General features: G+C 68.3%; 8 protein-coding genes and 1 tRNA gene. All 9 read left to right on the forward strand.

The features are described 5' to 3' along the window. The first annotated feature begins 308 nt into the window (after positions 1-308). The 9 genes from dnaA to ACBI99_RS39560 all read left to right on the forward strand — a co-directional run bounded on the left by dnaA (position 309) and on the right by ACBI99_RS39560 (position 12,084). Positions 309-1,880: a chromosomal replication initiator protein DnaA gene (dnaA, locus tag ACBI99_RS39520; RefSeq protein WP_375074798.1), complete on the forward strand. Its 1,572-nt coding sequence runs from the start codon at positions 309-311 to the stop codon at positions 1,878-1,880. Between the two features lie 524 nt (positions 1,881-2,404). Next, positions 2,405-3,544: a DNA polymerase III subunit beta gene (dnaN, locus tag ACBI99_RS39525; protein WP_219504355.1), complete on the forward strand. Its 1,140-nt coding sequence runs from the start codon at positions 2,405-2,407 to the stop codon at positions 3,542-3,544. A 49-nt stretch (positions 3,545-3,593) separates the two neighbouring features. Next, positions 3,594-4,535: a phosphogluconate dehydrogenase (NAD(+)-dependent, decarboxylating) gene (gene gnd, locus ACBI99_RS39530; protein ID WP_219504353.1), complete on the forward strand. Its 942-nt coding sequence runs from the start codon at positions 3,594-3,596 to the stop codon at positions 4,533-4,535. A gap of 78 nt (positions 4,536-4,613) precedes the next feature. Continuing rightward, the gene (gene recF / locus ACBI99_RS39535; RefSeq protein ID WP_219504351.1) at positions 4,614-5,846 is read left to right on the forward strand and encodes a DNA replication/repair protein RecF; all 1,233 of its coding nucleotides are present in this window, start codon (positions 4,614-4,616) and stop codon (positions 5,844-5,846) included. Beyond that, complete coding sequence (locus ACBI99_RS39540; RefSeq protein ID WP_231618619.1) at positions 5,836-6,336, forward strand: DUF721 domain-containing protein; 501 nt, start codon at positions 5,836-5,838, stop codon at positions 6,334-6,336. Before recF ends, ACBI99_RS39540 begins: the two co-directional genes overlap by 11 nt. 320 nt (positions 6,337-6,656) lie before the next feature. Beyond that, complete coding sequence (gene gyrB / locus ACBI99_RS39545; protein ID WP_372455353.1) at positions 6,657-8,579, forward strand: DNA topoisomerase (ATP-hydrolyzing) subunit B; 1,923 nt, start codon at positions 6,657-6,659, stop codon at positions 8,577-8,579. Positions 8,580-8,600: 21 nt separating this feature from the next. Continuing rightward, on the forward strand, positions 8,601-11,114 hold the full coding sequence (gyrA, locus tag ACBI99_RS39550) for a DNA gyrase subunit A (RefSeq protein WP_375074799.1): 2,514 nt from the start codon (positions 8,601-8,603) through the stop codon (positions 11,112-11,114). Positions 11,115-11,117: 3 nt separating this feature from the next. Then, complete coding sequence (locus tag ACBI99_RS39555) at positions 11,118-11,885, forward strand: DUF3566 domain-containing protein (RefSeq protein WP_375074800.1); 768 nt, start codon at positions 11,118-11,120, stop codon at positions 11,883-11,885. 125 nt (positions 11,886-12,010) lie between these two features. Further along, positions 12,011-12,084 (forward strand) — tRNA-Ile (locus ACBI99_RS39560). The last annotated feature ends 85 nt before the right edge of the window (positions 12,085-12,169 follow it).

Genomic DNA, 12,169 nt, shown 5'->3' on the forward strand with positions numbered 1-12,169 from the left:
CGACTTTTCCACCGCCCCCGGGACGTCCACAGTATGTGCACCCAGGCACCGCTAGGCTGTGGACAACGTCTTGAACACAGCTGTGCACGAAGATACTGTCGGGCCTTTCGGAGCCACTTCAGGCTGTGCACAACCTGTGGATCACCTGTGGAGATCCTGGGCATCCAGCCCGGGCGCGGCGCTGTGGACGACAGGGGCCGGCCGCCGCCGCGGCGAGTCCCCGATGTGGATAAACACGCGTGTGGACGACCACGCGGGTGGATGAACGATCGCGGGGGGCCGCGACAGGGAGGAGGGGGAGCCGCACCATGAACGGTGTCGACCTCGACACGGTATGGAAGAGGGCGCTGGGCAACTTTCTCAACGAGAACGTGCCGGTCCAGCAGCGCACGTGGCTCTCCATGGTCCGCCCGATCGCCCTGGCTGACGACACGATCGTGCTGGGCGTCCCCAACGACTTCCTGAAGGACCTCATCGAGGGCAAGCTGCGGCCGCTCGTGGCGCACGCGCTCTCCCAGGAGCTCGGCCGGGCGATGCGGCTGGCCGTGATGATCGACACGACGGCTCCCGAGCAGCCGATGCAGGACCTTCATCCACAGCCTGTGGTTCAGAATTATCCCCAGAGCCCGGACCCCCAGCCGCGCTATCCCCAGGGGCCGTCGTCCCAGCACTACCAGGCTTCCGAGCCTCCGCAGTTCTATTCTCCACAGCCCGAGCCGACGCAGTCGTCCACCGAATATCCACAGCCTGCCTTCACTTTTGAACAGGCACAGCCCGCTGTGCAAAAGGCGCCGGAGCCCACCCAGAACAGGTGGGAGGCCAAGAGCAACAAGCCCAGCGAACCGGCCAGACTCAACCAAAAGTACACATTCGAGACATTCGTCATCGGAGCCAGCAACCGTTTCGCCCACGCCGCGGCCGTGGCCGTCGCCGAATCCCCCGCGAAGGCGTACAACCCCCTCTTCATTTACGGCGACTCGGGGCTGGGGAAGACCCACCTGCTGCACGCGATCGGGCATTACGCGCAGAGCCTGTACGACGGCGCGCGGGTGAGATACGTGAGCTCCGAGGAGTTCACCAACGACTTCATCAACAGCATCCGCGACCACAAGGCCGACGGCTTCCGCGGACGCTACCGGGCGATCGACATCCTGCTGGTGGACGACATCCAGTTCCTGGAGGGCAAGGAGCAGACGCAGGAGGAGTTCTTCCACACCTTCAACACGCTGCACAACGCCAACAAGCAGATCGTCATCTCCAGCGACCGGGCGCCCAAGCAGCTCATCACGCTGGAGGACCGGCTGCGCAACCGGTTCGAGTGGGGCCTGATCACCGACGTCCAGCCGCCCGAGCTGGAGACGCGGATCGCCATCCTGAGGAAGAAGGCCATACAGGAGGGCCTGGCCGCGCCGCCCGAGGTGCTCGAGTACATCGCCAGCCGGATCTCCACCAACATCCGGGAGCTGGAGGGCGCGCTGATCAGGGTCACCGCGTTCGCCAGCCTCAACAGGCAGGGCGTCGACCTCCAGCTCGCCGAGGTCGTGCTGAAGGACCTGATCACCTCCGACTCCGGGCCGGAGATCACGGTCGCCACGATCATGGCGAAGACCGCCGAGTACTTCGGCATCAGCATCGACGACCTGTGCGGCAGCTCGCGCAGCAGGGCGCTGGTGAACGCCCGGCAGATCGCCATGTACCTGATCCGGGAGCTGACGGAGCTGTCGCTGCCCAAGATCGGCCAGCAGTTCGGCGGCCGTGACCACACCACCGTGATGCACGCCGAGCGCAAGATCCGCTCGCTCATCGCGGAGCGAAGGTCGATGTACAACCAGGTCAACGAGCTAACAATGCGTATCAAGCAGACATCGCCCGGGGCCTAGTCGTTATGCACAGCCTGTGGAAAACACTGTGGATCTGGGAAAACGTCGGAAGAGGCCCGTCGTACGCCCCATATTGCCCAGAAAAATTCCGCACAACGGCTGGGGATAACCCTGGGGACATCCTGAGGACAACTTGGGGACAACATGTGGATGACCTGTGGACGCCCTGTGCACAGTCGATCTGGGGCTCCAAAAGAGGGGTCTCTACCCCGTGGATAACCTGTGGAAACCTCGTGGATAACCGGTGGACGAAGGCACCAAGATCTGGGGATGGCCTGTGGGCGAAGAATCCCCGTCCACAGCCGCGAAAGTTACCCCCAGGCGTCACCCACAGCCCCGGTGGATGAAAACAGGGGCGCTGAGCAGGGAAGACGCGGGTTATCCACACTATCCACCGCCCCTAGTGTGATGACTTCACTTATCTCTTAAGAAGAAACTCAAGACCCATAGAGGGGTTCTCCCGGATCTCAGGTGCGGGAGACGAGACACTCAAGATTCATCGACGACCCAGGAGGCTGATCACCGTGATGTTCCGAATCGAGCGAGACGTCCTCGCTGAGGCGGTGGCATGGACGGCACGCAGCCTTCCCGCACGGCCGTCGGTCCCCGTCCTCGCCGGCATGCGCCTCGAGGTCACCGAGGAGCAGAAGCTCAAGTTGTCCGGCTTCGACTACGAGGTCTCCGCCGAGGTCACGCTGGAGCTCCACACCGGTGAGCCCGGCGTGGTCCTGGTCTCCGGCAAGCTGCTCGCCGAGATCACCCGCGCGCTTCCCGCACAGCCTGTGGATTTCGTCGTCGACGGAGCCAAGGCGGTCGTCACGTGCGGCAGCGCCCGCTTCACCCTGCTCACCATGCCTGTGGAGGACTACCCGTCGCTCCCGGCCATGCCGCCCGCCGCCGGCCGTGTCGGCAGCGACGTGTTCGCCTCCGCCGTCAGCCAGGTCGCCGTCGCCGCCGGTCGTGACGACACGCTGCCCATGCTCACCGGCGTGCGGATGGAGATCGAGGGCGACACGGTCACCCTGGCCGCCACCGACCGCTACCGGCTGGCCGTGCGCGAGCTCAAGTGGCAGCCGGGCCAGCCCGACTTCTCGGCGATCGCGATGATCCCCGGCAAGACGCTCGCGGACACCGCCAAGGCGCTCGGCGGCACCGGCGCCGAGGTCGAGGTCGCGCTCAGCTCCGCCGGAGGCACCGGCGAAGGCATGATCGGCTTCTCCAGCGCCGGCCGCCGCACCACCACGCGCCTGCTCGACCCCGAGTTCCCCAAGTACCGCTCGCTGCTGCCGACCGAGTTCTCCGCCCGCGCCGACCTGTCCACAGGCCCGTTCGTCGAGGCGGTCAAGCGCGTGGCCCTGGTCGCCGAGCGCAACACCCCGGTGCGGCTGGCGTTCAGGAGCGGCGAGGTCGTCCTGGAGGCGGGCAGCGGCGACGAGGCCCAGGCCGTCGAGGCGCTGCCGGTCGACTACGACGGCGACGAGATGAACATCGCCTTCAACCACCAGTTCCTGCTGGAGGGTCTCGGCGCGATCGACTCCGACATCGCCAGGCTCCAGATGACCACGTCCACCAAGCCCGCTATCCTCACCGGGGGCAAGCCTGTGGAAGGTGACGGGGCCCCCGACTACCGTTACCTGATCATGCCCATCCGCCTGTCAGGCTGAAATCCGCGTCGGGGATGATGGAAGCCTCACAAGGGGGTAGTAGGGCACCATGCAGATCGGCTTGGTTGGACTGGGCAAGATGGGCGGCAACATGGCCGAGCGGCTGCGCCGCGGCGGCCACGACGTCGTCGGCTACGACCGCGATCCCGCGATCAGCGACGTCGGCAGCCTCAAGGAGCTGACCGAGCGGCTCAGCGCCCCCCGGGTCGTCTGGGTCATGGTGCCGGCCGGCAAGCCCACCCAGCAGACCGTGGACGAGCTCGGCGATCTGCTGTCCGAGGGCGACATCGTCATCGACGGCGGCAACTCCCACTACGTCGACGACCAGAAGCACGCCGCCGAGCTGGCCACCCGCGGCATCGGCTTCGTCGACTGCGGCGTGAGCGGCGGCGTGTGGGGCCTGGAGAACGGCTACGCGCTGATGTGCGGCGGCGACAAGGCCCACGTCGAGCGGCTGATGCCGATCTTCGAGACGCTCAAGCCCGAGGGCGAGGACGGCTTCGTCCACGCCGGCGACGTCGGCGCTGGGCACTTCGCGAAGATGGTCCACAACGGCATCGAGTACGGCATGATGCAGGCGTTCGCCGAGGGCTGGGAGCTTCTGGAGGCCTCCGACGTCGTCAAGGACGTCCGGGGCTCCTTCAGCAGCTGGCGCACCGGCACGGTGATCCGCTCGTGGCTGCTCGACCTGCTGGTGCGGGCGCTGGACGACGACGAGAAGCTGGAGCAGCTGCGCGGCTACGCCCAGGACTCCGGCGAGGGCCGCTGGACGGTCCAGGCTGCCGTGGACCACGCGGTCCCGCTGCCCGTGATCACCGCCGCGCTCTACGCCAGGTTCGCCTCCCGCCAGGACGACTCGCCGGCGATGAAGGTGGTGGCGGCGCTGCGCAACCAGTTCGGCGGCCACGCGACCACGGCGGTCGAGGGCTCGACTGAGAAGGGCGCCGACTCGCCCGGCGCCGACGTCACGCCGCCGCGCGAAGCGGAGTGACCCGAAGGTTCCCGGAGTTTTCCACAGGGTGTGCGCCGGTGACCCCAGTGGCCTGTGGGGCGCACTAACCTTCATGGGGTGCACGTCGCCCACCTCTCGCTGACCGACTTCCGGTCCTACGCGTCCGTGGAGCTCGGCCTGGAGCCGGGCGTCACGGCCCTCGTGGGGCCCAACGGCCAGGGCAAGACCAACCTGGTCGAGGCCCTCGGCTATGTCGCGACGCACTCCAGCCACCGGGTCGCCAGTGACGGCCCGCTGGTGCGTCAGGGGGCGAGCCGGGCGATCGTGCGCTGCGCCGTCCACAGGGACGACCGGCGGGCGCTGGTCGAGCTGGAGATCAACCCGGGCCGGGCCAACCGCGCCAGGCTCAACCGCTCCCCCGTGTCCAGGCCGCGCGACGTCATCGGGCTGCTGCGCACGGTGCTGTTCGCCCCCGAGGACCTGGCGCTGGTCAAGGGCGACCCGTCGGAGCGGCGCCGCTTCCTCGACGACCTGCTGGTGTCGCGGGCGCCGCGGTTCGCCGCCGTGCGGGCCGACTACGACCGGGTGCTCAAGCAGCGCGGCGCGTTGCTCCGCACGGCCTCACAGGCCCGCAGAGGGGCCAGGAGCGGCCGGCGGGCCGAGAGTGACACGGGGTTCGCCGCGGCGGGCGCAGGCGACGTCCTGAGCACGCTGGAGGTGTGGGACGCGCACCTCGCCCGGCACGGCGCCGAGCTGCTGCGCGCCCGGCTCGATCTGATCGACGCGCTGCGCCCGCTGGTCGCCGGAGCCTACGCGGCGCTGGCCCCGACGAGCGCCCCCGCGACCCTCGCCTATCGCAGCACGTTGTCCACAGGTGGGGACGGCGGTGAGGACGAAGTCCCCGGTGAGCGCGGATCTTCCGATGCGCAGACGTTATCCACAGACCTGGGGATAACCCTTGAAGAGCGGCTTCGCGAGCGGCTGCTGGAGGTCCGCCAGGCCGAGCTCGAACGCGGCGTCACACTCATCGGCCCGCACCGCGACGACCTGATCCTCGGCCTCGGCGAGCTGCCCGCGCGCGGCTACGCCAGCCACGGCGAGTCCTGGTCGTTCGCGCTGGCGCTGCGGCTGGCCGCCTACGACCTGCTGCGCGCCGACGGCGGCGATCCGGTGCTGATCCTCGACGACGTCTTCGCCGAGCTCGACTCGCAGCGCCGCCGCCGCCTTGCCGAGATCGTCGCCCCGGCCGAGCAGGTGCTCATCACCGCGGCTGTGGACGACGACGTGCCGGCCGAGCTGGCCGGTGCCCGTTTCGACGTCGCCGAGGGGAGCGTACGACGTGTCCGATGACGACAATCCGACGGCCAGGGGCGCCGCGATGGCGCGGGAGAAGCTGGCCCAGGCCAAGGCCGACGCCGCCAGGCGAGGCCAGCTCCCGCGGCGCGAGCCGAGGCGCAAGGCGGCCGGCCCGCGCCGCGAGGGCGGCGACCCGCAGCTGTTCGGGCGGGCGATCCGCGACCTGCTGTCCGACCGGGGCTGGGAGCGGTCGGCGGCGGTCGGCGCGGTGTTCGGGCGGTGGATCGACATCGTCGGCCCCGACCTGGCCGCGCACACCAAGCCCGAGTCGTTCGACGACGGCGAGGTGCTCGTGGTGGCCGATTCCACGGCGTGGGCGACGCAGGTCAGGCTGCTCGCGCGCACCCTCGTGCGCAGGCTCAACGAGGAGCTCGGCGACGGCACGGTGACGAAGGTCAAGGTCAGGGGCCCGCAGAACGCGCCGCGACCGGCGGGGGGATTGCGGGTGACCGGAAGCAAGGGCCCCGGCGACACCTACGGTTAGGCGCGGCAGGCGATCAGAGAGCCGCAGAGGCGTTGACCCCCCAACCCGGAGGGGGGATGCTTGAGCGGGGGCAAAACGAGCTAGAGAGCATCACAGGCGCGTTCGTTGCCACCTTCGGCCCTCGGAACCGGTAGAATGAAAGCGGATTCCGGACACGTCCGGTTGCGTGTCACCCCGGCAGCATGCCGACTCCCCTGGGTGACCGCGCACGGGGCACTCACGACGGTGACGGGCACGGCAGGGGCAGCTTTGAGCAAACGCCTCCCCCGCCGCGTGTCCGCGGCAGGAGGATTTCGCAGTTGTCCTACGACGCTAGCTCAATCACCGTACTCGAGGGGCTTGAGGCCGTCCGCAAGCGCCCGGGTATGTATATCGGGTCGACCGGTGAACGCGGCCTGCACCACCTCGTCCAGGAGATCGTCGACAACGCCGTGGACGAGGCCCTCGCCGGCTACGCCGACCGCATCGACGTCACGCTCCTGGCAGACAACGGCGTCCGGGTGGTCGACAACGGCCGGGGCATCCCGACCGGCATCCACCCCGTCGAGAAGCGCTCGGCCGTCGAGGTCGTGCTCACCACGCTGCACGCGGGCGGCAAGTTCGACAGCCAGGCCTACGCCGTCTCCGGCGGCCTGCACGGCGTCGGCTCGGCCGTCGTCAACGCGCTGTCGACGGCCATGGAGGTCGAGGTCAAGCAGAACGGCTACTACTGGCGGCTGTTCCTCGACCACTCCAAGCCGAGGGCGCCGCTGGAGCGGGGTGAGGAGACCGACGAGACCGGCACCACCATCACGTTCTGGCCCGACCCCGAGGTCTTCGAGACCACGACGTGGAACTACGAGACGCTCTCGCGCCGCTTCCAGGAGATGGCCTTCCTCAACAAGGGCCTGACCATCACGATCACGGACGAGCGGCCCGACCACATCAACGGCGAGGTCCACCGCGACGAATACCACTACGAGGGCGGCCTGGCCGACTTCGTCCAGCACCTCAACGCCAAGAAGGAGCCGGCGCACGCGTCGATCGTCGCCTTCGAGGAGGAGGGCGACGGCATCGCGGTGGAGATCGCGCTGCAGTGGAACAACTCCTACTCCGAGTCCGTCTACACCTTCGCCAACACGATCAACACGGTCGAGGGCGGCACCCACGAGGAAGGTTTCCGCGCCGCGCTGACGTCCATCGTCAACCGCTACGCGCGCGAGCAGAAGTTCCTCAAGGAGGGCAAGGACGACAACCTCAGCGGCGAGGACGTCCGCGAGGGCCTGACCGCGATCATCTCGGTCAAGCTGTCCGACCCGCAGTTCGAGGGCCAGACGAAGACCAAGCTGGGCAACACCGAGGCCAAGTCGTTCGTGCAGAAGGCGTGCAACGACCACCTGCGCGACTGGTTCGAGCGCAACCCCGGCGAGGCCAAGGACATCATCAACAAGTCGCTGCAGGCCTCCCGCGCCCGCATGGCGGCGCGTCAGGCCCGTGACCTGACGCGGCGCAAGTCGCTGCTGGAGTCGGGCAGCGGCCTGCCCGGCAAGCTGGCCGACTGCCAGTGGAACGACCCGGAGAAGTGCGAGCTGTTCATCGTCGAGGGTGACTCGGCGGGCGGCTCGGCCAAGGGCGGCCGCGACTCGCGCTTCCAGGCGATCCTGCCCATCCGCGGCAAGATCCTCAACGTCGAGAAGGCGCGGATCGACAAGGTCCTGAAGAACAACGAGGTCCAGGCGCTGATCACGGCGCTCGGCACCGGCGTGCACGACGAGTTCGACATCGCCAAGCTGCGCTACCACAAGGTCATCCTCATGGCCGACGCCGACGTCGACGGCCAGCACATCAACACGCTGCTGCTGACGCTGCTGTTCCGGTTCATGCGGCCGCTGATCGAGGCCGGGCACGTCTACCTGTCCTGCCCGCCGCTCTACAAGATCAAGTGGGACCGCAAGGGCGAGGACGCCTCCTACGCCTACTCCGACGCCGAGCGCGACGCCGTCATCCAGGCGGGCATCGCCGCCGGCAAGCCCGACCCGCGGCCGCGCGACAACGTCCAGCGCTTCAAGGGTCTGGGCGAGATGAACGCCGGCCAGCTCTGGGAGACCACCATGAACCCGGCGACGCGGCTGCTGCGCCTGGTCACGCTCGACGACGCGGCGCAGGCCGACGACCTGTTCAGCGTGCTCATGGGCGAAGACGTGGAGGCCCGGCGCGACTTCATCATCCGCAACGCCCGCGACGTCCGCTTCCTCGACGTCTAGCCACACTAAGGACCTTCACCAGTGACGGAAGTGAACACCACTCCCCCGGCTGACCGCATCGAGCCCGTGGACATCCAGTCCGAGATGCAGCGCAGCTACATGGACTACGCGATGTCCGTCATCGTGTCCAGGGCGCTGCCGGACGTGCGCGACGGGCTCAAGCCGGTACACCGCCGCGTCCTGTACGCGATGTACGACGGCGGCTACCGGCCGGACCGGGGCTACTTCAAGTGCGCCCGCGTCGTCGGCGACGTCATGGGCACCTACCACCCGCACGGCGACACCTCGATCTACGACGCGCTGGTGCGCCTGGCGCAGCACTGGTCGCTGCGCTACCCGCTGGTCGACGGGCAGGGCAACTTCGGCTCGCCGGGCAACGACCCGGCGGCGGCGATGCGCTACACCGAGTGCAAGCTCGCGCCCATCGCCATGGAGATGCTGCGCGACATCGACAAGGACACCGTCGACTTCCGGCCCAACTACGACGGCAAGTCGCAGGAGCCGGACGTGCTGCCGGCCCGCTTCCCGCAGCTGCTCGTCAACGGGTCGGGCGGCATCGCGGTCGGCATGGCCACCAACATCCCGCCGCACAACCTGCGCGAGGTCGCCGCCGCCGTCAAGTGGTGCCTGGAGAACCCGGAGGCGAGCGACGAGGAGCTGCTGGAGGCGTCGATCCGGCTCGTCAAGGGCCCGGACTTCCCCACCAGGGCGCTGATCGTCGGCCGCCGGGGCATCGAGGACGCCTACCGCACCGGCCGGGGCTCGATCACCATGCGGGCCGTGGTCGAGGTCGAGGAGGACGGCAAGGGCCGCCAGGCGCTGGTCGTCACCGAACTGCCCTACCAGGTCAACCCGGACAACCTGGCTCTCAAGATCGCCGAGCTGGTCCGCGAGGGCAAGCTCACCGGCATCGCCGACGTGCGTGACGAGAGCTCCTCCCGGGTCGGCCAGCGCCTGGTGATCGTGCTCAAGCGCGACGCCGTGGCCAAGGTCGTGCTCAACAACCTCTACAAGCACACCCAGCTGCAGGACACCTTCGGGGCCAACATGCTGGCGCTGGTCGACGGCGTGCCGCGTACGCTCCGGCTCGACCAGTTCATCCGGCACTACGTGGCCCACCAGATCGAGGTCATCGTCCGCCGGACGCGCTACCTGCTGCGCAAGGCCGAGGAGCGCGCCCACATCCTGCGCGCGCTGCTCAAGGCCCTCGACCGGCTCGACGAGGTCATCGCGCTGATCCGGGCCTCCGAGTCCGCCTCGCACGCGCAGCAGGGCCTGATGGGCCTGCTGGAGATCGACGAGATCCAGGCGCAGGCCATCCTCGACATGCAGCTGCGCAAGCTCGCCGCCCTGGAGCGCCAGGCGATCCAGGACGAGTACGAGCACCTCATGGCGCAGATCGCCGAGTACAACGCGATCCTGGCCAGCGAGGCCCGCCAGCGGGAGATCGTCAACGAGGAGCTGGGCGAGATCGCCGCCAAGTACGGCGACGACCGGCGTACCGAGATCATCGCGCACGACGGCGACATGTCGATCGAGGACCTCATCGCCGAGGAAGAGATCGTCGTCACCATCACCCGCGGCGGCTACGCCAAGCGCACCAAGACCGACCTCTACCGGGCGCAGAAGCGCGGCGGCAAGGGTGTGCGCGGTGCGCAGCTGCGCCAGGACGACATCGTCGACCACTTCTTCGTCACCACGACCCACCACTGGCTCCTGTTCTTCACCAACAAGGGCCGCGTCTACCGGGTCAAGGCGTACGAGCTGCCCGACGCCGGGCGTGACGCGCGCGGCATGCACCTGGCCAACCTGCTGGCCATGCAGCCCGACGAGACGGTCATGGAGGTCCTCTACCTGCGTGACTACGAGGTGGCCCCCTACCTGGTGCTTGCCACGCGCAGCGGCCTGGTCAAGAAGACCCGCCTGTCCGAGTACGACTCCCCCAGGACCGGCGGCCTCATCGCGATCAACCTGCGCGAGGACGACGAGGTGATCGGGGCCCGGCTCGTCTCCGAGGAGGACGACCTGCTGCTCGTCTCCAAGGGCGCCCAGTCGGTCCGCTTCACCGCCTCGGACGAGGCGCTGCGTCCCATGGGCCGCGCGACCAGCGGCGTCATCGGGATGCGGTTCCTGGAAGGCGACGAACTTCTCGCCATGAATCGGATCGGCGACGGTCAAGATGTGCTTATCGCCACCAAGGCTGGGTACGCAAAGCGGACACCGATCGACCATTATCCGGTGCAAGGACGTGGCGGCAAGGGCGTGCTGACTGCGAAGATCGTAAGTGCCCGTGGCAAGCTGGTCGGAGCCGTCATGGTGAACCCCGAGGATGAGGTCTTCGCGATCACATCCGCCGGCGGGGTGATCCGGACGAGCGCCGGAGAGATCAAGCAGTCCGGCCGTCAGACCATGGGAGTGCGATTGATGAACCTCGCCGAAGGCGACAGCGTGGTGGCCCTCGCCCGTAACGCCGAGTCCGTGGTCAACTCCATGGACACTTCGGCGGATACCGAGGCTGACGGGGGAGGAGAGTAAGTCATGAGCGCCCAAGGTGGCCCCGCCAGGACCAAAGCGTCCGGGGAGAACGGCCGGCAACAGCCCAAGAAGTCCTCGGAGCCCGAGATCTTCCAGCAGGTTGACGAGGAGGAAGGCTCCACCAGACCAGCGACCCAGCCCGGCCCCAAGCCGGGGCCGCAGCAGCAGCCGTCCGGACCGCCCGGGCCTTCGGGACCATCGGGGCCGTCCGGGCCGCCGGGTGGCCCGCCGGGCCGTCCCGACGGCCCGCCGCCCGCCGGTCGCCCGCCGCAGACCGGTGACGGCGCCAACGACACGCTGCGGGTACGCCCGTCGGCGCTGACCACCGAGGCGCCGCCGTCGGTCGAGCTGCCGGGCAAGAAGAAGAAGTCGTCGGGCTCCTCGGCCCGGATGCCGCGCAAGGCCCACCTGGTGCTGCGCCGGATCGAGCCGTGGTCGGCCATGAAGTTCAGCTTCGTGGTCTCCCTGGTCTGCTTCGTGGTGCTGTTCGTCGCGGTGGCCGTGCTCTACGGGGTGCTGTCGGCCCTGGGCGTCTTCGACTCGCTCGTCGACCTGGTCAACCAGCTCGGCCAGGGGGAGCAGGGGCAGAGCGCGATCCCGATCGACATCGCGTCCTGGTTCGAGCCGGTGCGCATCCTCGGCTACACGGCCCTCATCGGCGCCGTGAACGTCGTTCTGATCACCGCCCTGGCGACGCTGGGCGCGGTCATCTACAACGTCGCCTCCGACCTCGTGGGCGGCGTTGAGGTCACCTTCAGCGAGGCCGAGTAGTCCTTCTCCGGTCGCTGCTCGCACCGCGGGTGCGGCGCGAGCAGCTTCCGGGAGGCGGTAAGCTTTTCCCGTCCGAACAAACCGGTTCGCCTCTCTCACGAGGATGCGGTACGGTTCGAGTGCGCGGGGCTATAGCTCAGACGGTTAGAGCGCTTCCCTGATAAGGAAGAGGTCCCAGGTTCAAGTCCTGGTAGCCCCACCCCCTTGACCAGCAGATAAGAGTCGCTTTCGAACTAGGAAGCGGCTCTTTTTCGTTGTGTGGGAGAAATTTGGGAGATGACCTT

This window comes from Nonomuraea sp. ATR24 (assembly GCF_041950485.1).
GTDB classification, from domain to species: domain Bacteria; phylum Actinomycetota; class Actinomycetes; order Streptosporangiales; family Streptosporangiaceae; genus Nonomuraea; species Nonomuraea ceibae.

What these genes read in the sequence shown, in the direction of transcription:
- gnd (WP_219504353.1), top strand. Translation starts at nt 3,594, where the DNA reads ATGCAGATCGGCTTGGTTGGACTGGGCAAGATGGGCGGCAACATGGCC.
- ACBI99_RS39555 (WP_375074800.1), top strand. Translation starts at nt 11,118, where the DNA reads ATGAGCGCCCAAGGTGGCCCCGCCAGGACCAAAGCGTCCGGGGAGAAC.
- dnaA (WP_375074798.1), top strand. Translation starts at nt 309, where the DNA reads ATGAACGGTGTCGACCTCGACACGGTATGGAAGAGGGCGCTGGGCAAC.